The organism is Psychrobacter sp. Marseille-P5312 (assembly GCF_900291405.1).
Lineage (GTDB): Bacteria > Pseudomonadota > Gammaproteobacteria > Pseudomonadales > Moraxellaceae > Psychrobacter > Psychrobacter celer.
The window spans coordinates 2284295-2310748 of the sequence record NZ_OLML01000001.1 but is presented as its reverse complement, the minus strand read 5'-3'; the positions used below and the strand labels follow the sequence as shown (position 1 = coordinate 2310748).

Genomic DNA, 26454 nt, shown 5'->3' with positions numbered 1-26454 from the left:
ACTTTTGTGGTCAGGTTACTATATGGGCGGCGCGCTGGTCTTATCTGGAGCTTTGAGCTTGCGTTTTATAAGCGCGAGCATAATTATTATAGGCGCTGTACTCGTCTTTGTACTTACCAAAAACACCAAGGTAGAACTTAGATCTAATTAATTAGGCTCAATTCAAGTCACTCAAATTATGCAAAACCCGTAATGTGTTGAAACATTTGTATTGCTATCGAGGGGTCAAACAACAACGAGAGTAAGGTTTTGATATTGCCAAGCTTAAATATCTGATGTTTTTAGTACAAGACACATTTTTATGATACAAAAGAGCCAGTCACATAACGACTGGCTTTTTTTTGATCTATAAACTTCAAAACGATTAGTCTAAAAAAAAGACTTAGCAAACGTCTCCTTTAAACTCTTTGGCTCACGGCGCTTGACGTTGTTGAGTTTATGGCGAGTCTCGGAGGCGACTTGATAGGCCTTGAGACGTGACTGTTGTAAGTTTCCGATAGGACGGTTCTCTTCAAGACAGCGAAATGGGGTAAAGGATAGATTCTCCATAATCTCAAAATTACCGTCATCTGGTACGTCTTGGCAAGGAAGGGTTAAACGCGCTACGGTGACAAAGGGCGTATCCGACTCTTGCCACTGCGTCGTAATCTCTTCAATCGGCTGCTTTTTGAGATTACGGCATAGCTGAATCTGGATATCAAACTGATAATCATGTTCGCGTATCTCCTCGACGATAAGCGGTCGCAGCGCCTCTTCGCGGGCGTCGACATCGACATCACGGCGCGTGACTTTTTTGACAGAAGCGGCTGTTGGCGTTGCCCGTATCTTTGCCATATAATCACCATGACGCACCACACCTTGCGAATGAAAGTCGTATAACAAGGTATTTTTTGGTTCAATCCTCGTAAAGCCGCCGATAGCTTTAAAGGTTTTGATCGACTCTTTGGTTGGTAATCTTGAGCCGTAATTGGTCAGCCAGTTAAACGCCAACTGCGCTTTACCGATCGCGCCCTTCTCCGTGTATTTAGGTAATTCCAAAAACAGTCTTGAGAGATAGGTATACTCCTCAATTCTATTGCAAAAGAACACCGGATGATTGATAAAGTTATAATCAAAGGTCGTACTGTCCTCCTCACCGGGAGCGAGCTTCTTACCCGGTACGTCAAAGATTTTAATCGCGAGACCTTGAGCAAAGCCCAACTTGCGATCAGCGAATACTCGAGATGAACCGTTAGACAAACGAATCACCGCATCATGAATGCCCGCTTTAGCATACAAACCTTGCGCGTACTCTTTGGGAATATCATCTAATATCTCAAACTTGGCTTTTAGTGCGCAGTACCCCTTGGCATGGGCATCACGCGTGTGATAATCGATATTGCTGGCTTTATCACTACGCGCAATATAGCTTTTGATATCGTCGGTAATAGTACGAATGTTTTTTTCGTCCTCAGCATTTAATTCGATATATTTTGGATCGTAAGGGACGTATTTGGGTTTAAATAATTTTTTTAGCATTATATTTCCTAATTTTATTCATGATTATTATTGTTAAGTGGTGACTATTACAAATGGTACTGAGAGTTAAGACAGCTCGCTAATCCATTTTAGCGCCGATAAACTCGGAATAAAAAAGTACTCGCCGCCGTGCAAGGTATTAAAGGTTTCAATACCATGGTAGCGTTTGCGAATTGGATCAGCCGGAACAGTAAAGGTATCTGCATCGCTGTCTTTATCACTTCCTCCTTTATCACCAGAGTGCAAACCAACCATAGGATCTTTTTCTTCGCCTAAGCTCATAAAGTTGCCATCGTTGATCCACTGTGATTGCAAGAACTCAACCGTCTCCATAGCATGAGCATTAATACCGATAAAAAACAGACCGCGATCTTTGCCATCATCCTCCATTACATCGGGTGGCACAACTTCACCAAAGCCCACGCTACGTCTAACGATACGGTGAATACGTACATCGGATAAAATAAAATCTTCGCTATCGCGTGGGTTCATACGCCTAATATGCGCGCCAAACGGACACTTTTTACCGTAAGGATCGTCTTTATAACCAAAGTCATTATTGCGGCTAGGATCATCGCCAAGCGCTTTATCATCATGATCGGGAGACAAAACGAGCGGCGCGCCTGAACGCCAGCGTCCCCACATTTTTGCACCCAGCAGCTCCGCCTCTTCTTCGCTGTCGGTATTATCTTTGCGGTATTTATTAAAAGTAGCAACATGGCTATGATAAGCACGTAACACCATAAACGAGCCGTTCTTGCCTAGGACTTCAGGCTGCGGCATAGGCGCAACTAGTCCTGCCTCCCCTTCGTAACCGAGCACAAACTCCCCTGCGGCAATAGGATCGCCGTCATGGTTCGAAGGCGTCTGAATACCACTGCCTTGAATCTCAGGATTACTGATACCATCACGATAACCAAAGACGTTTTTGACGTTGTCATTTGAACCAAAGTCCTGCTCGATTAGGATTTCTACATCACCATTAGCAGGATTGTCCACATCGATATGATCGGCAAGATTATCTCGAAGCTCATCAAGTTTGGCCTGCCATTTATCTTTGGTATCAGCGATAATAGCCGCGCCCACATGGATATCACCCTTATCCCCAAAAGGTGCCATCCAATTCTCAGGGGCATTAACATCAAAATCGCGCAACTGCTCAGCACGCGCTGCCATACCTGCTTTAAAAGACTCAGGAAAGCTATCAAGTGATGACTGCGGTACACCTAACGCTTGTAGACCCTCGTAAGTCATGACGATAGACAGCGTGGCTTGCATGTCTTTGTGCCAGTCTTCACTACCGGTTACATGAGGTAACACCTTCGCTAGCATTTGTTTGCCAACGTCAGCATTATTGATTTTTAGTGCTACTACCGTGCCAAAATATGGGGCGGGACGCTCACGTAGGACGATGGATTGAATATCTTTTAGCTGCATGGTGACGAGATTGGGGTTAAAGACCCCGCGCGCCCTACGAGCCATCATCTCAATACCGTCACCGACTTCCTCTTTCACGCCTTTAAGCCACGTCTCAAAATCACTGTTTTCGATGCGATTGCCAAACTCATCTTTTAAGTCTTGCAACTTATCGGTCAATCCCGTTAAAGGTTTGTTATCATCATTACTCATACATCGCCCTATTCATTTTTTATCGTTATTAAAGTATGACCGTATCAAAGCCCTGAAATTTATGCGCTTAAAAATACAATGTCTAGAAAATTAGTTTGTTTGCGCTTCATCTAAAGCTTTATTGATGCCTTTAACAATACGCTCATGACGGCGAATATCTTGTACCGTCAGATGCGGGACGCCTACGTACCAGCCTGCAGCGGTAATCTGATGATCAAGAATAAACTGCTTAACACTTGGGTCTTTGATACCCGGCCAGCCCTCGACATTACCGAATAAAATATCCATAAGTTCAGGAATTTTGGTGGCGAAATCATCAATATAAGGATCCCAGTCGCCGTCATAAGCGGTGCAAAAAAGCACTCTTGTATCATTATCTAAAAAGACGAAGCGCAAATCGTGCAAAGTGCCGACCCTTGTCGCGCCTTTTAGATTGCCCCCTGCTATTTTTAGAATCTCTTTGAGACGGGCAGCGCCGCCGTCTTTTAGCGGTGCGATAACGGTAAGCTCGGATACTTTGCCTGACTTTAGACCTTTCTCGCCGGCGCTAGAGGTTGAATGATCATAACCATCATTGCCGCCCTCTTTTAAATTCGCCACTAACAGATCTGCACGTAGTTTAAAGGCATCCATAGACTCAGTGATTTTATCTTTCAGATCTTCTGAATTATCGATAATGCGCTCTTTATTATTGTTTTTACTCATAAGTCTTTCCTATATGATTGCTGTTGAGCTATTACCATAGCAAAAACGGTAAAAGGCTCAAGTAATAGCGGACTAATCACACAAAACAAAACATAGGTTTAACAATAACGTTTTAGATTGCAGCAGTGTTACAAAGATAACCGGCACACTTACCGGCGCAATAAATCCTGGTCGTACTTATTAAGTCTTTAAAAGCATGACTGTTTTTGTACTCGTTATTAAATACTAAAAAAGCTTGGCTACTCTAGGTAACCAAGCTTTGAAATCATACTGCGAGTTTTTATAATTATTTATAGTTATTAATAGTTATTAATAGTTATTAATAGTTATTAATAGTTATTAATATTTGGGGCTGTAGTAGATAAGCACTATGCTAGACTACTTTTATGAAGATAACCCGTTGTAAACTAAGTAAAAAAGTACAGCGAAGGCTGTTAGAATTTTTTCACAGCTGAAGTGACTGCTAGAACAGCCGCAGATTTGCTCAATATTCAGCCTAACACTGCTGCACTTTTTTATCATAAAATAAGACTTGTGATAGATTACCATCTCTCATTAGAAGCTGATGAACTTTTTAATGGTGAGGTCGAATTAGATGAAAGTTACTTTGGCGGTGTACGCAAAGGTAAAAGAGGTCGCGGGGCTGCTGGTAAAACCGCTGTATTTGGGACTCTAAAACGAAACGGTAAGGTTTATACCATTGTCGTAGCAGACACCAAACAGACTACTCTAATGCCTGTTATTAAGCGTAAAATCAAGCCTGACAGCTTTGTTTATACGGATAGCTATCGAAGTTACAATGCATTAGATGTGAATGAGTTTAAACATTTCAGAATCAATCACTCTAAAGAGTTTACTTGCGGTAAAAACAATCACATCAATGGTATTGAGAACTTTTGGAACCAGTCTAAACGAACACTCAGAAAGTATAATGGGATTAATAAGAAGAACTTCCATTTGTTTTTAAAAGAGTGTGAGTTTAGATTCAACTATGGTTCACCACCTAATCAGCTGAAAATTCTGAGAAAATGGTGTGATATTTAATCCTTATCTACTACAGCCCCATTATCTATTAGTCATCATGAGTTAACCGTTGTTGCTTAGCCATTTGGGCGACTCACTGTCATAATATTCTTGCTTCCAAACGGGAATATCGGCTTTGATGGTATCGAGGATCCAGCGGCAAGCATCAAACGCCGGATAGCGGTGGGCGGAGATCACACCGATCCAAACGGCAATATCGCCAATCTCTAATGCGCCGATACGGTGAATGGCAACCGCAGCGGTAATCTCAAATTTTTCTTTAGCCTCATCCATGATTTGCCGACCTTGGTTAATCGCCAAATCCTCATAGCCGTAGTAAGTCAAACGCTCGACACAGCTGGCATTATTGTGATTGCGCACGCGACCTTCAAAACAAGCAAAAGCACCGCAGCTGTCGTCATCGAGCATGGCTCTAAGGCGCGTCTCGTCAATAGCTTCATCTAATAGCGCAAAACCATCACGCTCAGCGATAGCATAAGCGTCATCAGCACTGCGCTTGATTTGCATCGATTGGCTATGTACGTCTTCTTTATCGCCAATTTTTATTTCGTTGTTTTTATTCTCACCAGTCATTGATATGCTCAGATTATGAATCGGTTCTAGTTTAGTTCGACTATTTTGAGTTGTGTTATTTTTGCTAGGCTAGAGTTGTAGTCTACGACAGATAATTAGCGACTAGCCGCCTGCCACAGGGGTAATAAACACCACGCTATCGCCATCATTAATCGGGTCATCCCATTTGGCAAAGTAATCATTTACCGCCACACGCAGATCGGCTTGCGGACGGCTAAAGTGATGCTTATCGCAAAGCTGCTCATATAGCTGAGCGAGTGAAGTATCAGGGGCAAGCGTGACTTGCTCTTGCTGACAATTGGCTTCGTCCGCAAGACTGGCAAAATACAGTACATTGATGTTCATCAAATCATTTGTATTGTCAGTCATCTTACTACTCCTATAGAGCGGCGCTGCATGGAAAAGTGCGGCGTTGCTTGAAATCGTTTATTCGCTAAAATTATTTTTGATAAAACATCACACTTAGACTATGTTACTTGATGGTTATAATCTGACTTACCACCGGTCTTAGTCATGAGTTTGACTCCATCAATCACGATGTCATGCGACAGCGCTTTGGTCATGTCATAGATGGTCAGGCAAGCCACGCTAACAGCGGTCAGCGCTTCCATCTCCACCCCAGTTTTGTGAGTGACTTTCACCGTTGCATTGACCATGATGCTATTTAAGCTGTCGTCATACTCGAAACTTAAGCCAATCTTATCTAGCGGCAATGGATGACAAAGCGGAATCAAATCATGAGTACGCTTGGCTGCCATAATACCTGCGATATGGGCAGTTTGGGTGATACTGCCTTTTTTTGTCATGCCATCAGCGGCTTTTATTTGACCATAGATGTCCGCTGGAAAACACACCTGACCAACAGCATGCGCTTCTCTAGTAGTAGCTTTTTTGTGACCCACATCGACCATATGAATCTCACCATCGCTGTCTAAATGCGATAGGATAGCGTGCGAGTGGTTTGCAGTATTAGTCGGAGCATTTTTATAATCAGAAGATATAGACATGTATTTTTCTTAACTCATTAAAGGTTACTTATATTTTATAAGTCTCAAAACGCTAGTCGTGACCTGGATTGGCGCGCATAAAGTGCGCAACAAAGTTACAAGGACGGGTACGGTTATCGAACTGCTCTTTTAAGATATCATTCCAGCCGGTACGGCAAGCACCGGTCGAACCCGGCAGGCAGAAGATGCCTGTGCCATTGGCCATACCAGCGATAGCGCGCGACTGAATGGTTGACATACCGATATCCTCTTTGGAGAGCAAACGGAACATCTCGCCAAAACCGTCAATCGACTTGTCAAACAATACGCTGACTGCTTCTGGCATACTATCACGGATAAAAAACCCAGTGCCGCCTGTGGTGATTACTGCATGCACATTAGGATCAGCAATCCAGCCACTAATGACCGCACGAATTTGATAAATATCATCAGTAATCAGCTGACGATCAGCTAAGTGGTGACCCGCCTCAACTAAGCTATCAGCTAAGTACTGCCCTGAGCTATCCTCCTCAAGCGTACGACTGTCAGAGACACAAAGCACAGCAATATTCAACGGGGTAAATTCTGCAGCAGGCTTAGACATAGATATTCCTAACTCTAATCATTTGATAAGTTTAAATATTTTATTTTACGGTTTGACAGTTTGCCGTTTTACTATGAGAGCTCCATCTACATACTCTAACCACCGATAATCGATAAGTTATGCATCATGCCGCTATTAGACTCATGCAGATGGTGATGCTCAGGCTTAATTGGCATAAAGCTATGCAAGGTGTTGACTAGACCTTGCACATCGTCGTTTTTTAGATAATCTCGAATATCGTAATTACCTTCATCAAATAGACAAAGATGCACTTTGCCTTGGCTACTCACGCGAAGACGATTACAGTTATCACAAAAGTGCGCGGCATAAGGGGCAATCATACCGATACGCCCGAGATAGTCAGCATGGCTGTATTCTATTGCAGGGCCATCAGCGCTACCGCGATCATGCGACTGCCAACCGCGCTCGAGCAGATAATCCGTAATCATATCAGACTGCGCATGTTGAGCAAAAAACAAATCGCTGTTGTCACTGGTCTGCATAAACTCGATAAAGCGGTAGGTCACAGGACGGTCTTTGACGTAGTCCATCGCGTCAATTAAGTTTTGAAAAGCAGTCTCCGCCATTAAGATACTATTAATTTTGAGCTTAATATCAGTAGTCGCTAGAAGGGTGTCCATGTCGCGCATCAGCTGGGGCTGGGTATTAAAGCCCGTCATCTGATGAAAAGTATCGGCATCGAAACTATCCATACTGATGTTGAGCTGGTTCAGTCCTGCCGCCTGCCAGTTGGCTAGGTGCTTGCCAAGCTTGTAGCCATTGCTAGTCATTGCGACCATCTCGATACCAGCGGTATTCTTGATCGTTTCGATAATCTCTACCACATCGCGTCTGATCGATGGCTCGCCACCAGTGATACGCACCTTTTGCGTGCCCACTTGCGCAAAGCCTTGAATCAAAGTTTTGATTTCAGCGACGCTGAGCTCATCGGAGGGGCGTTTGCCTTGGTAGCCGTTTGGCAGGCAATACTCACAGCGAAAGTTACAAAAATCAGTGATAGAAAGACGTAAATAAGTTAGCCGCCGCGAAAAACCATCGGTTAGCGGTTTACTATCAACCACCGAATGATCAGCGACTAAATGACTGGCACGAGCAGAGTCGACAGAGGGTAACACTGAGCTATTCTGTGCTTGTGGATCAAAAATATCAGGCTTTAAAACAGGTGAATACAAAAAGGTACTCCCAATAATGGGGTCATAAAAGAGTATAAGCGATTACGGGCGCTGTTGTCGTCAAAATTATGTATTTCTAAACAGCCCCTAGACTCAATAGCTAAACAAAGCGGCAAATAATTACTGTTCTATAGGCAGTTATATCAATAATCAAGCCATCCTTGCTGTCGAGCATAAGCTAATTGTTTAGGAGTATCAATATCATAGCTAAGATTTGAGTGAGCCACCGTGGTGACTTTCTCAGAAGCTAGCGCTCTAATAAATTGCCGCAAGCCTCTATCGCCACTGAGCGAGGATTGCCATGATTTTAGTACTTTATAACTGACAACTAATGGCACACCCACGATATCATGCTTATTATCATCAATAATAAATCTCTCATCCAAATTCGGGTAACGACTGGCGACGACTATATTATCTTGTGCTAGCAGTTGATCTAAATGAGAAGCGCTTAATAATACTTGATCCACGCCCATAATCAATACGCGCTTCATCGCTAAATCATGCTGAGATTTTAATGTATCAATAGCTAAAGATAAGCTCTTTGCCATTCCTAATTGTGGATTAGGGTTACTAACGATTTGTATGCTTGAGTTTGGCGCTGTCAAACGGTTAACAGCCGTTTCGATAACGTCAGTAATAGCTGTATCTTGCTGAGGAATGACGACAATAACAGCTTTTGGCTGAGTCACCAAAGCAAGCATCGTCATATAGTTAATTAATGGTTTACCTTGTTTTTCTAGAAGCTGCTTTGGCTGACCTAATCGATGACTTAATCCGCTGGCTAAAATAATGACCGCATGATTTGGAGGTTTGTTTTGGTTGAATGATGAGCTACCCTTGTCATTCATAGCTGGCTTTTGGCTGCGCTAACTCTTTAGTAACCGCAACTTTCTCATAAACGACGGCGCTAATTTGCGCGATGATACTTAGCGCTAACGCTTCAGGGCCATCACCGCCAAGCTTATAACCGATAGGATAATGCAGCTGATTGATACCGTCTGCCAAGGCGGTAGGGTCAGCACAAGTTGCGCTAATCTCCTTAATCAAACGCTCAGTACGATAGCGCGGGCCTAACTGACCGATGTAATTACAATGATTGGCATTCTTTAACAAGACAGCTAAGCGTGCCCGATCTTGGCTGAGGCTATGCGACATTAGTGCTACCGCTGCATTTTGACTCAGTTTAAGTAGAGTTTCGCTATCGTCAAGAGCCACGTATAACGCAGCATCAGCCTGCGGGAAACGCTGGCGAGTGGCATACTGCGGCCGACTATCGATCACGGTGACGTGCCAATCTTGCAGCTTTGCCATGGTTACTAGCGGCATGACATCATTGCCTGCTCCGCAAACAAGTAACCGAATTTGCGGTTGCACACGTTGCACTAACCACTCGGTTTGTATAGCGTTTTTTGAGCTATTGTCATTTGCAACCAGACTTTTTAAAACCAGATAATCAGCGTGTCTTTTACTCACTTTATAAGCAGATAACTCATCGATTACTGGCTTTGGTAAATTTGTGGTTTGCTCTGGTATCTCTTGTGAGTTTTTATTGTCATCTAAAAAACTGGCGTTTAAATGAACCCTAGTACCAACGGTCACCTCAGAGCTGTTAGAGCGGATTAAAGTAGCGACAGTAGTAGACTCTCCACTTTGACGAACTTTCTGAATTAAATCTAAATACGGCATAGCTGAAGATAAGCGCTCAAATAACACATGAACTTTACCATTGCAGCCTAAACCAAAGTTCAGCTCGTCTTCTAAGTCTACTGCAAAATCTATAGCATCATTATCTAACTTTTCCTCTAGCTCATCCTCCAAGTCTTCTTCTTGCTCATCACCGGTTTGATAGACCTGCACGCTTGCGCCATGACGCGTCAGCCAAAAGGCGCGTTTAATAATGTGCGGTTCAAGGCAGCCGCCGCTTATCATACCTACTGAGCGACCATCCTCGCAAATAAGCATCATAGCGCCAGGTTTACGATAAGCTGAGCCTTCAGTGCGCACGACTGTCGCGAGCACCGCATCAACGTGCTGCTGCCGTGCGTCAAAGGCGAGCTGTAGGATGTCTGCGACTTGATTCATATTTTTGCGTTTCTTTTTATACTTTAAAGGATAGAAATAAATAAAACCTGCTTAACGTTGATGTTAATATTTAGCAGGTTTTATCTAAGAGATTTTTATATCTCGATAACGCCCTTACTCTGGCATTTCAGCAAGCAGCTTATCCAGTGTAATTGGAAAATCATAAACACGCACACCGACTGCATTATAGATGGCATTGGCAATGGCTGCCGCTGATCCTGAAATAGAGGTTTCCCCAATACCTTTAATATGCATAGGGTTGGTATAAGGGTCATCCTCTTCTAACAAAATCACATCCAACTGCGGTACGTCAGCGTTGACCGGCACATGGTACTCGGCAAGGTCATGGTTACATAAGCGCCCATCGTGCTTGTCATGAATGACCTCTTCCATCAAAGCAGAACCTATACCAAATACCATACCGCCATAACACTGCGAGGTTGCAAGCTTATGGTTGAGAATACGTCCTGCTGCATACACGCCAGTCATACGCTTGACGCGAATCTCACCGGTGACTTTATGTACCGCCACTTCAGCGAAGTTGGCCCCAAACGAGGCTTGGCGAAGGTTTTTGCCATTTTTACCCGGCTTGATCTGGCCTTTGGCGCTGATTTCTTGCTCGTCAAACTTAGCAATAATATCAGCTAGTGCATAGGACTGATTATCATCAAAGTCGTATTGCTCATTTGCAGGTTTTAATTCAGGAAGCGGCATACCTGTCTTTGCCGACACCTTATCTGCCAAGTCTACAGCCTTATCTACCAAGCCTGAGACTTTATCTACCTCGCTTTTATCGACTACTCCTTTTTCCACCAAGTTTTTATCGACAAAATCTGCTACTTTTTCTCTACTTGCGCCAATAGCGGCTTCTGCCTTACTAGGCTGATGCTCACCTGATTTTTTGATTTGACCGTTATCTATACGAATCGTATCGGCATGTAGACCTACTTTTTTTGCAAGCATTTTGCGTAGCTGCTCACAAGCCAAATAAACCCCACTACCAGCACTGGCCGCGCCAAAACTGCCGCCAGAACCTGATGCTGGCGGTAAATCACTGTCGCCAAGTTTCATCTCGATATGATCGATAGGTAGTCCTAACAAATCGGCGGCGACCTGAGTAAATACGGTATAAGAGCCAGTGCCGATATCTGTCATATCGGTTTCGATGATGGCTTTGACGCCAAGCTCTTTTGAGTCATCGACTTGTAGTATCGCCCGCGCTTCAGAAGGCTTCAGCATATTGCCACGAGAAGTGCCAGACATACCGGTACCTATCCACCAGTCGCCTTCTAGTCGGCTGGCAGGTTTGGGATTATGCTCATCCCAACCAAATGCTTCAGCGCCTTTTTCCATACAGGCGACCAGCTGACGTGTGGAAAACGGCATCTCTTCGCTAGGGTCTTCTTCAGGTTCGTTCCGGCGGCGCAGCTCAATAGGATCCATCTCAAGCTTAGTCGCCAGCTCATCCATCGCACACTCAACAGCAATCATACCCACCGCTTCACCAGGAGCACGCATAGAGCCTGATAATACGTGATTCATATCCACCATCTGATAGCTGACGCGGCGATTCTCTCCGCGGTACAAAAAGTGAGTGGATAGTGCTGTTGGTTCAAAGAACGCCTCGCCTGGCAAGTTGCTGGTCGTGGTATCGTGAATAAAGGTATTAATAATACCCTCTTCATTACAACCAATAGCAATACGCTGACGGGTGTTTGAGCGTCTTACCGTCGCCTCCATCACTTGCGGGCGCGTCATAGTAATCAGTACCGGACGACCGACTTCTTTAGAAGCAATAGCGGCAGCAATAGATTCTGGTGCGATACCTAGCTTACTACCAAAGCCGCCGCCGACATAGTATGAGATCAGCTCGACTTGATCTTTCTTCAAATCTAATGCGTCCATTACTTGCTGCTTACAAGAGGCGATCATCTGGTTTGAAGTATATAAGACCAGCTTGTCCTCTTCCCAATGAGCCAACGTAACATGCGGTTCCATCGGGGAGTTGCTCTGACTTGGGGTATGGTACAACCTATCAATGGTTATCGCCGAATCAGCAAGGCCTTGCTCTGGATCTCCGTGCTTAGCATTCTTATCCGAGCCTTTTTTCTCATTTACCTCGTGGGCGTTAGGCAGCTCTTTAGTAAAATCCAAAGCCGCTTGATCGGTTTCGTCTTTATAAGTGACTTTAAGTGCGTTGGCGCCTTCGGTCGCCGCTTCAAAAGTTTCAGCGACAACGACTGCGATGGGCTCACCATGATAAAAAATCTCACTCACGCCCTGAGTCGGTGCTTCGGTCTCAGTGCCTTGCTGTGAGTTCCGTAAGAAGCGCTTAGGGTCAGTGACGACTTTAATAATACCTGGTATATGGGCAATCGAGTCGCTATCAATTTTTTCAACTTTTCCTTTGGCGACGGTTGAGCCAACCAAGACACCATACACTTTATTGTCTAGTTGAATCTCTGCCGAATAATGAGCTTGACCACTAACCTTTAACGAGCCCTCGACGCGGTTAATTGGTTTACCCACCAAATTACTTGCTGTTTTGTCGAATAACGTCTCAACCGGCTTATCCATCTTCTCTTTGTTAGTGGGCTCTGCCGGTAGTACTGAATCTAATAATGACATGATTATGCTCCCTCGCCCGCTAATGCACGCTTAATGGCCTGTTTTAGCAAACGGCGTGTTAGTGGTATTTTAAAATCGTTTTGACCGCCACCTTTGGCATCTTTTAACAACAGATCTGCTGCCTGCTTGATAGTGTCATCGTCGCCCTGCGTATCCGTCAACAAATCTTCCACATCTTCATTGCGCCATGGCTGAGTACCAATACCGCCAAATGCTAAGCGTACTGTCGTCAAATTGCCATTATCATCAGCGTCTATCACAGCTGCACACGATACAAGCGCAAAAGCATAAGAGGCGCGGTCACGCACTTTGTCATAAGTGTGTATACCTTTAATAGGCGCTGGCAGCACGACATGCGTGATAAGCTCGCCTGACTCTAAAACGTTTTCGATGTGGGGAGTGTCTTTTGGCAGACAATAAAAGTCTTTTACTGGAATCTTGCGAGTCGAGCCATCGGTTTTGGCAGTCTCAATAGTAGCGTCAAGCAAACGCATAGCGACCGCCATATCGGACGGGTGCTGAGCAATACAAGTGTCACTTGTGCCTAAAATTGCAAGGGGGCGGTTCTCACCGTTAATTGCAGGACAGCCAGTACCCGGTTCACGCTTATTACAAGGGCTATCGGTATGATAAAAGTAGTAGCAGCGCGTACGCTGCAGGAAGTTACCGCCAGTCGTCGCTTTATTGCGCAGCTGTCCGGTCGCCCCTGCTAATATCGCACGAGACAATACCGGATAATTGGCAATCACACTAGGATGCGCGGCCAAATCACTATTGCTTACTAAGGTTCCGATACGTAGGCCGCCATCGGCAGTGTCTTCAATCTGTTCAAGCTCTAAGCGTGTCACATCAACCAGCTTGGTTGGCGTTTCAATCTCAAACTTCATGAGATCAAGCAAATTGGTACCGCCTGCGATAAACGAGGCTTCTTTAGGAGTAGCAAACATTACCGCTTGCTGCGGTTCAAGGGCACGGATATATTCAAAGCGTTTCATGAGCGGCCTCCTGCTGTGCTACTGGCATTTTTATTATGGTTTACTGATTGATTACCAAGTTGGGACTGACTAGGCGGCGGTGACCAAATACCTGTCACTGCTGAGTCTTGCAGCGAACCTGTAGTCGTCTCTTCACTAGAAGAAGTACGCTTATTTGACACTTCGCTCTCAAGCACTTGTGAGATAGCATCCACGATATTGGGGTAAGCAGAACAGCGACAAATATTGCCACTCATGCGCTCAGCGATCTCTTGGACTAACAACCCATTCGGGTTTTTGAGATCTGTCGTCACATAGCTTGGCCAGTTTTGTTTCACCTCTTCTATTAAAGCCGTGGCGGAACAAATCTGCCCTGGCGTGCAATACCCACACTGAAAGGCATCATGATCTTTAAAGGCTTGTTGCAAGGCTGATAACGACTCAGGCATTCCGATGCCCTCAATCGTGGTAATCTCATCGCCGTCATGCATAACCGCAAGGGTCAAGCACGAGTTGATGCGCTCACCATTGATAAGCATAGTGCAAGCGCCGCATTGACCGTGATCACAGCCTTTTTTGGGTCCGGTAATTTGTAGATGTTGACGACATAAATCTAGAATTGTCGTGCGCGGATCAAGATCGTCAAAGGAGTAATCTTGATTATTGATATTTAGAGTCAAGGTATTCATGCTGGCTTCCCGCTGGCAGATAATGGCTAAATTTAAGGATAACTAATAAGTCTCCATAAAATAGTAGAAGCAGCAGACTGGGTCGTCTGTGTAGTAAATGTTACTCTCTTGGCGTTAAGAGAGTAGAACAGAGCGATGAATTCAGCTCTCAGCATCAAGCACAGACCTTACTATTGGCTTACTAAAAGTAGAATAGGTTTTATCGATGAGCGAGGATATAGCAGTTTGGCGTACTGTTTACTTATGTAACGGCATTATTAGGCTTGTTGACATATAGAAAATAATTGATAATCATAGTGTTATGACTAGATTAACCCTAAGTGATGCCCAGTGGGCAAAGATAGCACCGTATTGTTCAGGTAAAGAGACCGATGTTGGTAGAACAGCGGTAAATAATCGACTATTTATCGAAGCTGTTCTATGGATTGTCCGAACAGGTAGTCCGTGGCGAGACTTACCCCCTGAATTTGGTAACTGGAACAGTGTTTATAAGCGCTACCGTCGATGGGTAAAAAGCGATAGATTCAGCAAGCTATTTAATGCTCTGAATGACTCAGATTTAGAGTATGGCATGATTGATGGCACTATTGTTAAGGTACATCGTCATGGACAAGGCGCAAAAGGGGGGCTTGTCATCAGGCAATTGGCAAATCAAGAGGCGGTATGACCACTAAAATCATGGCAATGGTTGGGTATAAATAAAATTATTATTAAATAATAATATATAAATCAAAAACTTATTGTTTCAATATGGTTGATACTGGGCCCGCCATATATTGAAAAACAAGACACCGTTCCAAAAATCTTACTCAAACCTAGCCAGTATTGACTATTAGATAGGTTTGACGTTTTCTTTCTGCTTCATTGTCACGCGCTATTTCTCATTTGAGATTTAGACTGACCACGACTCCACAGACTTTTTTAATTGGCGATGGAACTCACCGTCCAATAAACAGGATTATGCAGCTGTTAAAATAACAGTCGCGTTATTTAAAATATTGATGCTGGCGTTGAGGTCACGGTCATGAGAAACCTGACAGTTAGGGCACAACCACTCACGCATTTTCAATATTAGCTCATCTTTACCAAGGATATGATTGCAGTTTGAACAGGTTTTTGAGCTTGGGTAGAAGGGTCCGACTGATTTCACAACCTTGCCTTGCTCAGTGGCTTTGTAGATAAGCTGTCGCTTAAACTCAAAGAAACCCAAGTCACTGATAGCTCTTGATAGCCGCCTGTTCTTAACCATACCTTTGACATTCAAATCCTCAATCGCAATCACATCGAACTCATTAACCAGACTTGTTGTGATTTGATGGAGAGAATCTTGCCTAATACACCTGATCTTATAGTGCAAACGAGAGAGCTTGGTTTTCGCTTTTTCTCTGTTTTTACTGCCTTTTTTAGTGCGACTGAGCGCTTTGTTTAGCGTTCTTAGTTTTTTAAGGTTTGCTTGAAGTGGTTTTGGCGCTTTAATTTTAGTGCCGTCTGATAAAACCAGTAAGTCGGTAATACCAAGATCAACACCAACGCTTTTACCTGTCTTTTTAGTAGGAATTACAGCTTTTTGTATTTCAACAGCCACACTAACAAACCACTTACCGCCACGTTTAGAGATGGTGGCTGACATGATCTTGCCGTCAAAACGTAAAGCTTCTTTTAAGCGAACCCAGCCCAAGTTTGGGATACGAATGGATTTACCTTTAATGGCAAATTGGTCGTTGGATAAACTGAATCTATCGTCACGGCCTTTTTTACGAGCGGTTGGGTATTTCGCTAAGCCTTTAAAGAAGTTGTTATAAGCATCACCCAACTGCATGATTGCCGCCTGCGGAGCGCATTTGGTCACTTCCAGCATATAGGGGAATAATTCACGCTTAATGGCGTTCAATTCGCGTCTGAGCTTCGCCTGTGAGGGCTTGTTTAGATTTTTAGTATCAACCTCAACGCCTGCGGCCAAACACGCATCACGGTACGCTTTGTCAAGCGCATACTGCCGCTGCCACTCATGCAAAGCCCAGTTGTAGGCTTTTCTCGCCACGCCACAAGCACGAGCAAGGTGATTTGCCTGTACGTTGTTTGGCTTGAGTTCGATAATGTGTCCACGGATCATAATGCTTTTTTAACCGCCTCTATTAATTGTTGGTTTTTCTTGCTGCAAGAGCCGTATAGCCTCGCTGAAAATACGGTGATAATCTCCAATACATCTTGGGCTAATTCTTGCTCAAAACTCAACTCTTCACCTTGATTGATTATTACCACTTCAACGTCACGAGCCTCACACAACATGAAAACCAGTTCTGCACCAAATCGTAAAAGCCTGTCTTTATGGGTAATTACCAGCCGTTCAACTTTATTGCTCAGTATGTCATCAAGCAGGTTTTTTAAGCCTTTCTTTTTATAATCCATTCCACTACCAAGATCGGTAATCGTCTCAAAAGTCCAGCCTTGCCTGGCACAATAAAGTTCCAAAACTTGAGACTGGAGAAGTAAGTCGTCTTTTTGATCACGACTCGACACACGAGCATAAGCAATGGTTTTTCGGTCTAATTTAGGTGGTGTATTCAAGGAATGCGGTCTGATTTCACTTAAATCATATCGCCTATGCCCGTTTTCGGTTCGCTTGGCGACTAACGTACCATCCTCATCCCAACGTCTTAATGTGGATTGAGCAACCCCGAAATGTTTGGCAGCCTCCCCAATACTAACCAGTTTCCCCATAACTTGCTCTCTATATTATAGATATAATCTATCTATAATAGTAATAAATAGGTAGGTTTGTATGTGTTTTATTTGACTGTTTGCAACCCTTACAAGCGTTTGCTTGTAAGGGTTTTTTATTGTCTAAATACAGTTCTGATTATCAGATGCCTACTAGAAATATTCTAAAGACCCTACTAAGCGTACGGTTAATCCCCGTGCTTACGGGGAACAGTTAACTTGGACAACTTTAGTAAAGTTTTTGGCAAATATAACTCAGTATACGTATGGAACAAATGCTCAGTAAAGACATTTAAAAGTGTTAGGGCGTGTCTTCAATTCAATTTCCCTCAGAAATTCATGAATGCCAGTAGAGCTGTACCTATTTTGAAATAGGTTAATTGTATTCTTAACGCGCAGTCATCGGCACTTTGCCAATCAGCCACAAGAAATACGTCCCGCCAATCAGCGCAGCGATCGTACCTGCTGGCAGCTCATAAGGAAATATCACATAACGCCCAAACCAATCAGCTAACACCATCACACCAGCGCCCAAAATGGCGGCTAAGGGCAATTGATGCTCCAGTTTTACCGCCCCTACAGAAGTCGCGACATGGGGCACCATCAGCCCCACAAAACTAAGTGGCCCAACTGCAAGCGTACTTGCCGTACTAAGCGCCGCCACCAATATCAAAAGCGCGAGCGTCACAGGATTGACTGCCACACCTAGATTGCGTGCCATGCTAGCCCCCAACCCCAAAACCCTAAGCGGCTTGATAATCAATAAACTCAGTACAAACAAAACCAGCGCTATCCCCATCAAATACCAAACGGTATGGGGCTGGGCACTATAGGTCGTCCCTGACAGCCAGCTGAGCATCGCCTCAAGCCGCGGGTCGCCTGAGAGCTTGACCATGTGCATGACCCCATCCATCATCGCGGCGATACCGACCCCCACCAAGAGCAGATAACCTGAGCTGACTTTCCGCGCCAGCCAAATCACCAGTAACAGTACTATAAGAGCACCCATCAGGCCAGCCGCTAGCAGAGTACCTGCACCTGCTGACAACCCCAGCAGCGGTAAGCAAAAAAACCCACCAATGACGCCAAGTGCAGCGCCTGAGCTGACACCGAGTACCTCAGGGCTGGCCATCGGATTACGCGTGAGTGTTTGCAGCAACACCCCCGCCACCGCCAGCATCAGTCCGGTCGCAGCCGCACTGAGGCTGCGTGGCAGACGGTATTGCTGAGTGATGGCCCAATCCGTACTGAGCAGCGTCCAGCCCTTGATATCTTGTACCACCAGCGAGGTGATAAGCAGCAAACCTACCACTCCAAGCACCCAGCGCCATAGATGCACAGGGGTTTGTGTGCGATTGACCATGGGCGCAGACACCGTCTCGAGCCGCTCATGACGCTGGCGCAAAATGAGCCAAATAATCAATGGTGCACCCAGTACGCCCGTCATCGCCCCTGCAGGAATCGGCATCGCTATGATAGGTTCAAGCAGGAGCGCGGCATGATTGGTCAGTAATAACAACAGTGCCCCAAAGCCAAAGGCTGCGAGCAATCGTTTACCAATAGCGGTAATACCCAAAGCGTTGACGATGCTTGCTGCGCCCAAGCCTACAAAACCCACCAGACCCACTTCGCTGACCACCAGCGCTGTGACCAGCGCCACCAGTAGCACCACCAGCGCGCGAATACCTTGTACAGGCACGCCCAAGCGCTTGGCTTGCCAGTCATCCAAGCTCATCATGCCAAGCGGCTTTAGCAGAGGTAAGCAAGCCATCACAAACCCCACTGCCGCCCAGGACAATAGCGCTGTAGTATGCCAGCTGTTTTGCGTCAAAAATCCTGCTGCCCATGACAATGTGCCATTACTACGCTCAGCAAAAAACAACAATAAGACATTGGCAAATGCGGCCAATAAGATATTGACCACCAAGCCTGCCAATACCAAAATCAGCGCATTAAAACGACTGGCGGCCGCCAGCGCAAACACCAAACCCATGCTAATCAGCGCCCCTACAAACGCCACATACATGCCGCCGTAGATTGCCAGACTCGGTATAAATAGACTCACCAGCAATATCGCCAGCTGCGCACCGGCACCGACGCCGAGGGTGGTATCTGACGCCAGCGGGTTTTTGACCAATTGCTGTAATAAAATACTGACTGCCCCCAACAGCCCGCCAGCCAATAACGCGACCAATGAGCTGGCCAACAAAGTCATCTGTACCACCATACTGCCCATGTCCAGCTGCATACTGGGCAAAAACAAGTCCATCAATGGCCTGTGCCAATCACGCGCAATCAGTGCCCAACTGCTAGCTATGACCAAAGCACATAGGACTGCAAACAGCACCCACAATCGCCCAAAGTGCGCATGAGTGCTAACGGGGTTGGGCGGCATCTGCTGCGGTTTGCTAGGTGTTGTGTCACTTACCGCTGTGTAAGTGCTGCTGGCGCGCTTGCTGCTCGTACTCATGATGCTGCCCCGCCTTGTAGTTGTACGGTTGATAGTTGATTGGCCAAACTGACCAACGATGACATCCCGCCATAGATCCAAATAGGCGTCAGTTCTCCTATACAGCGCGTCTGACCATAGCCCAAGCGCTGCCAGATCAGACTGTCCTTCATCTCAGCGCGGGTAATGGGGCTTAATGGATCCACAATCAGCAAACACACATCATCATCGAGCGCCGCCAAATCACCGACCCGCTTAGATACAAAACCGTAATTATTGCCCTCACCTAAGACCACAAGCTCTTTGCCCATTGCGGCAAATGCAGGCTTAAACAGACTGTTATTGACATACATGCGCACGTTATTGGCATCAGAAAACTGTACAACGGCAAACTTATTTACGTGAGGATAGCGGGCTTGCAGCTGAGCGCCAGCCTGCTCCATGTCTTGCTTGCTTTGTTTGATATAAGCCTCAGCGGCGGTAGGTTGCCCAATCAATCTGCCCAATGTACGCGTCGGCTCAGTATAATCCGCCCACGTCGCCACCTTGCCACTGGCCGAAAACATCACCGACTCGGTAGGTACATCGCCATACAAACGGCGCGCATGCACATAAAATGGATTATCAATCACCATATCTATTGGCAACTGTGCGACCAGCTCGGCATTCGGCTGATAGCGGCCGCCTAAATCGACAATATCTGGTGGCAGACTAGGCGTGTCGACCCATCTGTCCCATAGACGTACATCGCCCGTCGCTACAGGAGGATAGCCCATTGCCGTCAGGGTTGCAGCATTGCCCCAATCGGGACTGACCACCCGCTGTGAGGTATCATTTTTAAGGCTATTAGCAGATGGTTTGGACTCGGCAGATGACAGCTTGGATACAGGTTGCGCGTGATCACAACCGCTCATGGTCATGACCAACGTTATTAGTGTCAGTGATATTGCTGTCTTTGAGCGTGACTGAGAGTCAAACGAGACGATTGATAAAGCTGACAAAAAAGCACGCTTAACTTGTAACGATGGCGCAGCACGTAAAAGAGCAAATATAAAATGAGCAAACATAGCAGATGGTCTTTAGAAAAAAAGATACGGTAGTAGCAGAGTATTAACACAATCGTCATACCGCCGACAGAAGCGCCGCGCAAATCGCAGCGACAAGAGCAAACACAGCTTAAGCGACAGCCACCGGCCGCCCTGTCACAGGATGCGTCATAAGCTGCATGGTGACATTAAAAATATCGTGTAAAACGCTGGGCTGCATGGTGCTGAGCACATCGCCGTTGTGACAGATGCGTCCGTCTTTTAGGGCGATGATACGATCGGCATACTGCGCGGCCAGATTGATGTCGTGAATGATGATAACCACACTCAACCCCCGCTCATCGACCAAGCGGCGTATCAGCTCAATCACCTCAATCTGATAGTGCATATCAAGCGCAGCCAGCGGCTCGTCTAACAGCAGATAATCGGTGTCTTGCGCCAGACACATTGCCAGCCATACCCGCGCACGCTCACCCCCTGACAATGTATTGGTAAGGCGATCAGCGAATTGCTCAACCTGTGTCACTCGCATGGCCTCACTTACCTTGTCATGGTCCGCTTGACTGGGTTTTTGTAGCCATTTTTGATGAGGATAACGGCCGAGCATCACCAGCTCTCGCACGCTAAAGCCTGCCGCTTCTGGGAGCTGCTGTGGCAAATAGGCCATCTTACGCGCCAGTGCTTTATCCCCGTACTCATGAATGCTTCGCTCATCCAAAGTCGCACCGCCTTGCGTACAATCCATCTCGCCTGCCAAGGCTTTAATCAAAGTCGACTTTCCTGAGCCATTGTGCCCAATCAAGGCAATCAGTTGCCGCGCCCCTACCTCAAAGCTGACGTCATTTAACAAAGTATTGTCTTGTCGGCGAATGGTCATCTGCTCTACACGTAACATAACGGCTCTTCTTTACTTATCAATGTCTCAGCGCTACCTGTCATTTTGCGATAGACGCACATATTTATCGCATCACTTGCGCGCTCACTGTGGCCGATTTTACACGCGAATGATAACGAAAACAATTATCATTAACTAAAAATCTGCCTGTTATCGTTAATTCGATATAAAAATCTCTGTCACCACAAAACAAAAAACTGAGCGCTATGCATACAGCGCTCAGCTCTTGATGACCCCAATCGTGCAAGTGTTATTATTGCAAATAACCACCCTGAGACATCAATTCAGGCGGCAAATCCGTCTCTCCCAAAGCTTCTAATAGGTTTATCTCGATGGTGCGTGAGATGGCGCTCAGTGGCAAGTGATTGGCCGCAACGCCGAACGGATCGGTGATTTCTTCGTTGAGCGCATCCAATCCAAAGAACGTATAAGCAATGACGCCGCACACCAACGGTGTCACCCAGCCTAAGGACGTCGCCAAACCAAACGGCAGCATAAAGCAGTACAGATAAGTGGTACGATGCACCAATAGCGTATAGGCAAAGGGTAGTGGCGTATTATGAATCCGCTCGCAAGCCGCCAACACAATCGTCATCGAGGTGACGCGCTCATCCATGTTTTGTATCATCAGATCAGAGGAGAGCTGTTGGCGTCGAACCTGCCCCAGTTTTTTGCCTAACAGGCGCAATAGATACTCAGGCAAATTGCCCGCTTGACGCATGCTTGCATGATACTCAGGCGCCACAAAACGCTCAACATCCTCCCACGGCGCGGTACTTCGCAGCCGATGCCTGAGCGCATGAGTAAACGCGATAGTCAGACGCACCAGCTCCTGCTGCATGTGTCGTCCCGCGTAGCTATCGTCCTCGATAAATGAGAGCACCTGACGGGTAAAACTGCGCGCATCATATACCAACTGCCCCCATAAATGCCGACCCTCCCACCAACGCTGATAACTGGCATTGTTACGAAAACCCAAAAACAAAGACAGAGCGATGCCAAGTAAAGTAAAAGGCGCCGCGCCATAAGAAGAAAAGGAGCTGGGGATCCAGTGCTGGATGGCCGAGATGATGGTACTCAGTAAGCTAATCAATAAAACTTGTGGAAAGATATGAGGAATAACGGAGCCGCGCAAAGTAAAAAGTATTCTAAATGCATTCGGTTTTTGCCAAACGATCATGACAGTGTCCTATGGTGTTAAAAGTAGTGTACGCGGCATCAAACACAGGGTTGAACAATGATAGACAGGGTCACGTACTGGGTGTCTATTAAGGCATTGCTGCTTACTGCGTCATGACTGACTGGCGATTTTAGCATTAAACCCTTTGCGTTTTGCCGCCTCATTGTGTCATAAGTAGAATACGGTTATTAAAAAACAGAATATTTAACGATCCGCTGATAAGACACATCATATTTATGCTCAGTGCGTCATTGTCTTGCATGCGCTGTCACTTTATTCACTCATGGAGGTACTCGGTCATGAAACGCGCCCACCAATTGCAGCCCCTATCACGCCAGCATCATCTTGGATTAAACCTGTCTCATCATGCCAAACACTGTAGCGATGAGCGCCATCACATCGATAAACACTGGCAAAAATTGACCTCATATATCCAAGACATGAGCACCCATTTTCAGATCGAAGACCATCTGATTGCCACTGCGCTAAAACCTTATCAAAATACCAACCCTGATGTTGCCACCGCATTAGAGACACTTAACAAACAGCATCTGTTGTTACTTAAGCTAATTTGTACCTCTCAAAAACAGACCATCACCGCAGCGCACGTCAAAGCGCTTGGTACCCTATTGTACGATCACATTCGTTTTGAGGAGCGCATATTATTTCCGCTTGCTGAGACTTATCTGACCACAGAGACGCTAGATTTGATTTACCAAGCATGCGCGGATAATGTCAAACGTGTCGATGAGGCGCGCTAGACGATAGACTGTTTGAGCGTATGCTATTGATTAGCAGTACAGATTAGATTTGTCGATCTAAGGCGATGATGGCCTGCTGTAACCAAGTCCCCGCCTTGCCCAAAGGCTTTTCTTTATGCCAAACCAGCTCAACGGCCACAGGCCAACTGTGCTTATCAAAATCCAGTGTTGGCGATACCAGTGAGCCTTCTTTTAGAGCATCAACCACGATATGCTCAGGTACCAGCGCCCACCCTAGATTGCGCTGGACCAGCTCAATGATGATCCACTGGCTCTCAACCCACCACACATCGGCGGCGACACGTAGACGTGATTTTTCTTTACTGTCATTACGTGTGGCGACGATTAATTGCCGGTGTCTTTTTAAATCCTGCCAGCTGACGACGGATACGAGTGCTGTACGTTGTGTTGTTTGAAGGCGGATTACTGGTACTGTATCTGCCCATGGTGGCATGGTATCTAAATATCAGCTTATGGCATGCTTTTGTCATGGATGCGTCGTTGGTGGGCTTTTATTTGTTTTATACGTTTTCTTATAATTGGGCTTATGACAAACTCTTTCCGATCACCCATTTCGGCCAAACACGGTGCCTGCGTAGACGTAAGCTCGCTTTATTGGTATCGATCGCCACGTAGCGTGTCTCATCTGCTGGCATTTGCCATAGCTTCACAAAGATCATCGCTCCCTCATCACTATAAGGCCTATGACCTGAGGCTGGCGGATTGCGTAAATACCAGCCTGCTGGATAATGCTTGTCATCGGCAGAAAACGTCCCTGCCATTACAAATATCTCCTCGCCGCCCGGATGGCGGTGATGCGGAAAGTCAGACTGAGGGGCATAACGCACAAAGCTGGTGGCACGAGCCTTTTCTGCACCCACACGATCGAGCATGATGCGTTCTACCCCCTTTTGCGGTGATTTTACCCATTGCTGCTGCTTGGGTAGTGAGGTGGCGACGCGAGTAAAATCTGCATTAATCAACATAGCATAGTCCAAAAACTGCGTATTTTCCCAAAAAGGCAAATGGCTAACGTAGCAAAACCACAGGCGACAACGTGCTGGCGATGATCTCTGTGGTGGTGCTGCCCAAAAACAACTGCTGTAGTTTTGAATGACCGTATGCGCCCACCACCATAATATCGATGTCATTGTCTACTTGAAACTTTAATAGACCATCGACCGCATCGGAGGCCGATAAATGATGCGCCTTTACGCTAAAACCCGCCTCTTGTAATTGGGCAGCGGCCGCGCTTAGGCTTTGTTTGGCGGCATCATTATGATTGCCGATCATCACGACATGGCTATCGAGACCTTTTAACATAGGGCTTTTAGCCACCATTTGTACCGCCTTTATGGCAGTTTTGCTACCATCAAACGCAATCATATACGAGCGCGGCTCTTTAAACGTCTCTGAGCAAATCACCACGGGAATATCAGAGGCACGGGCGACCGTCTCTATCTGACTACCAATATTGATGCGGCTATATTTGTGATCTTCTCCGCGGCGACCCATCACGATGGCGCGGTTTGCTGTGGCAAAATGCTCAATGGCTGGCAGTAACTTGCCTCGTCTTTGATAAATAAGCACCTCAAGATCACCAAACTTATTACGAATATGGCTTTTGGCATCCTGCACCAGCGCATTGCTATAGCTATTGACCACCTTGGCTCTTTGCTCATCTAACTGCGCCAGCTCCTCTAACAAAAACTCACGGCTATTAATCCCTATCGCCCCTGACAGATCACGTCTAAACGACGCTGGCACATCGCTGACATGCAGCAGACCAACGGGTAAGTTTATTCGATTGGCGTACCATGCGGCATAATCACAGACGGATGCGGTCACGGCCGAGCCATCGATACAAGCCAAAATGTGCTGCGATGTTGTCATAATCTGTCCTTAATCATCGTTATTTATCCCGATACCACTATTTATAGCTATATAGCTCTTTAATATGGCCAAACGCTAAAACCTCAGCCACTGCCTTGATGATACCCAATTTGGCCTATATCATCCAGCGACGTCTGACAGACTCACACCCCATCTCTTAGCAAATTTTGCTACAATACAGGGCTTGGATGTTGTAAGTGACATATCGCGGTTTCAATGAGTGGATTTAGGTGAGTGAATTATGGCAAAAAACGCCCTTCAGGCTCAATTATTAAAAGCTGGTTTGGTCGATAGCAAAAAGGCCAAAAAAATCAGCAAGCAAACAGAGCATGCCAAACGTACTGGCGACTCAGACAGCGCAGCAGCCAAAAAGGCGCTGGCAGAAGCTCAAGCAAAAAAGCTGGAAAAAGACCAAAAGCTCAATCAAGAAAAACAACGAGCGTTAGAAGAAAAAACACGAAAAGCCAATATCATTCAGATGATTAAGCAGCATCAGCTCACTGATACACAAGGTGAGATTACTTATCAGTTTGTGGATGATACGAAAATCAAAAAGATTTATATCACCCAAAAGCTCTATGATCAAATCGTCGCAGGCCATGTGGTCATAGCACGCCTAGAGGACAGCTATGCCCTGCTACCACGCTCACTAGCTGACCGTATAGATGCTAAGATGACAGGCTTTATGGTGGTATCAAACGATACTGCCGAAGACGCGTTGGCAGAAGACGATCCTTATGCCGCTTACGTGATTCCAGATGACTTGATGTGGTAGGTCGCAGTTATTCAATTGCTACTGACTAAGCATTAACCAAAACCCCCTATATAGGCGTTCTATACAGGGGGTTTTTTGACAGAGACATAAGAGCACTCATAAAGAC

24 protein-coding genes and 3 pseudogenes are annotated in these 26454 nt (G+C 45.8%); 5 read left to right on the top strand and 22 right to left on the bottom strand.

Translation table 11 applies throughout. From position 1 onward, the window contains the following. Window positions 1-369: 369 nt before the first annotated feature. The 3 genes from C6W44_RS09990 to C6W44_RS09980 form a co-directional block, all read right to left on the bottom strand. Entirely contained in the window at window positions 370-1518 is a 1149-nt protein-coding gene (locus C6W44_RS09990) for a catalase family protein (protein WP_105245304.1), read from the bottom strand. A gap of 66 nt (window positions 1519-1584) precedes the next feature. After that, window positions 1585-3147, bottom strand: a complete 1563-nt coding sequence (locus C6W44_RS09985) for a Dyp-type peroxidase (protein WP_105245302.1) — start codon at window positions 3145-3147, stop codon at window positions 1585-1587. Between the two features lie 90 nt (window positions 3148-3237). Then, the gene (locus C6W44_RS09980) at window positions 3238-3780 is read right to left on the bottom strand and encodes a hypothetical protein (RefSeq protein ID WP_058023649.1); all 543 of its coding nucleotides are present in this window, start codon (window positions 3778-3780) and stop codon (window positions 3238-3240) included. Between the two features lie 458 nt (window positions 3781-4238). On the opposite strand from C6W44_RS09980, the pseudogene C6W44_RS09975 reads away from it, so the two are divergent. Then, a pseudogene (locus tag C6W44_RS09975) lies at window positions 4239-4896 on the top strand (IS1595 family transposase). 42 nt (window positions 4897-4938) lie between these two features. On the opposite strand, the gene C6W44_RS09970 reads toward C6W44_RS09975, so the two are convergent. The 10 genes from C6W44_RS09970 to C6W44_RS09925 form a co-directional block, all read right to left on the bottom strand. Continuing rightward, on the bottom strand, window positions 4939-5469 hold the full coding sequence (locus C6W44_RS09970; protein WP_105245300.1) for a molybdenum cofactor biosynthesis protein MoaE: 531 nt from the start codon (window positions 5467-5469) through the stop codon (window positions 4939-4941). Between the two features lie 102 nt (window positions 5470-5571). Next, window positions 5572-5838, bottom strand: a complete 267-nt coding sequence (locus tag C6W44_RS09965; RefSeq protein WP_227526418.1) for a MoaD/ThiS family protein — start codon at window positions 5836-5838, stop codon at window positions 5572-5574. A 98-nt stretch (window positions 5839-5936) separates the two neighbouring features. Beyond that, on the bottom strand, window positions 5937-6476 hold the full coding sequence (moaC, locus tag C6W44_RS09960; protein ID WP_105245298.1) for a cyclic pyranopterin monophosphate synthase MoaC: 540 nt from the start codon (window positions 6474-6476) through the stop codon (window positions 5937-5939). A gap of 52 nt (window positions 6477-6528) precedes the next feature. Beyond that, window positions 6529-7059 (bottom strand): molybdenum cofactor biosynthesis protein B, encoded by a 531-nt coding sequence (gene moaB, locus C6W44_RS09955; protein WP_105245296.1) that lies wholly within the window; start codon window positions 7057-7059, stop codon window positions 6529-6531. Between the two features lie 95 nt (window positions 7060-7154). Then, window positions 7155-8252, bottom strand: coding sequence for a GTP 3',8-cyclase MoaA (gene moaA / locus C6W44_RS09950; protein ID WP_105245294.1), 1098 nt, complete (start codon window positions 8250-8252; stop codon window positions 7155-7157). Between the two features lie 143 nt (window positions 8253-8395). Continuing rightward, the gene (locus C6W44_RS09945; RefSeq protein WP_105245292.1) at window positions 8396-9103 is read right to left on the bottom strand and encodes a nucleotidyltransferase family protein; all 708 of its coding nucleotides are present in this window, start codon (window positions 9101-9103) and stop codon (window positions 8396-8398) included. Then, window positions 9096-10337, bottom strand: coding sequence for an XdhC family protein (locus tag C6W44_RS09940; protein WP_105245289.1), 1242 nt, complete (start codon window positions 10335-10337; stop codon window positions 9096-9098). Before C6W44_RS09940 ends, C6W44_RS09945 begins: the two co-directional genes overlap by 8 nt. Before the next feature lie 114 nt (window positions 10338-10451). Continuing rightward, window positions 10452-12965: a xanthine dehydrogenase family protein molybdopterin-binding subunit gene (locus tag C6W44_RS09935; RefSeq protein WP_105245287.1), complete on the bottom strand. Its 2514-nt coding sequence runs from the start codon at window positions 12963-12965 to the stop codon at window positions 10452-10454. Between the two features lie 2 nt (window positions 12966-12967). Beyond that, on the bottom strand, window positions 12968-13960 hold the full coding sequence (locus C6W44_RS09930; protein ID WP_105245285.1) for an FAD binding domain-containing protein: 993 nt from the start codon (window positions 13958-13960) through the stop codon (window positions 12968-12970). Beyond that, window positions 13957-14628, bottom strand: a complete 672-nt coding sequence (locus C6W44_RS09925) for a 2Fe-2S iron-sulfur cluster-binding protein (protein WP_105245283.1) — start codon at window positions 14626-14628, stop codon at window positions 13957-13959. The genes C6W44_RS09930 and C6W44_RS09925 overlap by 4 nt, the downstream gene beginning before the upstream one ends. Window positions 14629-14929: 301 nt before the next feature. Here C6W44_RS09925 and C6W44_RS09920 point away from each other — a divergent pair. Continuing rightward, window positions 14930-15318, top strand: a pseudogene (locus tag C6W44_RS09920) (IS5 family transposase); the annotation flags it as partial. 268 nt (window positions 15319-15586) lie between these two features. Here the strand turns inward: C6W44_RS09920 and C6W44_RS09915 are convergent. From C6W44_RS09915 to C6W44_RS09890, 6 genes are all read right to left on the bottom strand, one after another. Then, window positions 15587-16741, bottom strand: a complete 1155-nt coding sequence (locus C6W44_RS09915; protein WP_100749529.1) for an RNA-guided endonuclease InsQ/TnpB family protein — start codon at window positions 16739-16741, stop codon at window positions 15587-15589. Next, on the bottom strand, window positions 16738-17349 hold the full coding sequence (locus C6W44_RS09910; RefSeq protein ID WP_105243882.1) for an IS607 family transposase: 612 nt from the start codon (window positions 17347-17349) through the stop codon (window positions 16738-16740). The genes C6W44_RS09915 and C6W44_RS09910 overlap by 4 nt, the downstream gene beginning before the upstream one ends. Before the next feature lie 388 nt (window positions 17350-17737). Continuing rightward, window positions 17738-19819, bottom strand: coding sequence for a Fe(3+)-hydroxamate ABC transporter permease FhuB (gene fhuB / locus C6W44_RS09905; RefSeq protein ID WP_105245279.1), 2082 nt, complete (start codon window positions 19817-19819; stop codon window positions 17738-17740). Further along, a complete protein-coding gene (locus C6W44_RS09900; protein WP_227526417.1) occupies window positions 19816-20712 on the bottom strand; it encodes an ABC transporter substrate-binding protein in 897 nt (298 codons plus the stop codon). Before C6W44_RS09900 ends, fhuB begins: the two co-directional genes overlap by 4 nt. 262 nt (window positions 20713-20974) lie before the next feature. Further along, a complete protein-coding gene (locus tag C6W44_RS09895; RefSeq protein WP_105245277.1) occupies window positions 20975-21739 on the bottom strand; it encodes an ABC transporter ATP-binding protein in 765 nt (254 codons plus the stop codon). 253 nt (window positions 21740-21992) lie between these two features. After that, window positions 21993-22919 carry a bestrophin family protein gene (locus tag C6W44_RS09890; protein ID WP_105245275.1) on the bottom strand — a complete coding sequence of 309 codons (927 nt, stop codon included), beginning with the start codon at window positions 22917-22919 and terminating at the stop codon, window positions 21993-21995. Window positions 22920-23218: 299 nt separating this feature from the next. Here C6W44_RS09890 and C6W44_RS09885 point away from each other — a divergent pair, with 299 nt between their 5' ends. Next, window positions 23219-23680 carry a hemerythrin domain-containing protein gene (locus C6W44_RS09885; RefSeq protein WP_105245273.1) on the top strand — a complete coding sequence of 154 codons (462 nt, stop codon included), beginning with the start codon at window positions 23219-23221 and terminating at the stop codon, window positions 23678-23680. Between the two features lie 43 nt (window positions 23681-23723). On the opposite strand, the gene C6W44_RS09880 is transcribed toward C6W44_RS09885, so the two are convergent. Beyond that, window positions 23724-24134, bottom strand: a complete 411-nt coding sequence (locus C6W44_RS09880; protein ID WP_105245271.1) for a LysR substrate-binding domain-containing protein — start codon at window positions 24132-24134, stop codon at window positions 23724-23726. Here C6W44_RS09880 and C6W44_RS09875 point away from each other — a divergent pair. Continuing rightward, window positions 24125-24316: a chlorhexidine efflux transporter gene (locus C6W44_RS09875; RefSeq protein ID WP_264755621.1), complete on the top strand. Its 192-nt coding sequence runs from the start codon at window positions 24125-24127 to the stop codon at window positions 24314-24316. The two genes, C6W44_RS09880 and C6W44_RS09875, sit on opposite strands and share 10 nt — an antisense overlap. Here C6W44_RS09875 and C6W44_RS09870 read toward each other — a convergent pair. Beyond that, a pseudogene (locus C6W44_RS09870) lies at window positions 24292-24666 on the bottom strand (cupin domain-containing protein); the annotation flags it as partial. The gene C6W44_RS09875 and the pseudogene C6W44_RS09870 overlap by 25 nt on opposite strands. A 43-nt stretch (window positions 24667-24709) precedes the next feature. After that, window positions 24710-25573, bottom strand: coding sequence for a universal stress protein (locus C6W44_RS09865; protein WP_105245264.1), 864 nt, complete (start codon window positions 25571-25573; stop codon window positions 24710-24712). A 241-nt stretch (window positions 25574-25814) separates the two neighbouring features. Here C6W44_RS09865 and C6W44_RS09860 point away from each other — a divergent pair, with 241 nt between their 5' ends. After that, window positions 25815-26348, top strand: coding sequence for a DUF2058 domain-containing protein (locus tag C6W44_RS09860; protein WP_105245262.1), 534 nt, complete (start codon window positions 25815-25817; stop codon window positions 26346-26348). Window positions 26349-26454: the final 106 nt, after the last annotated feature.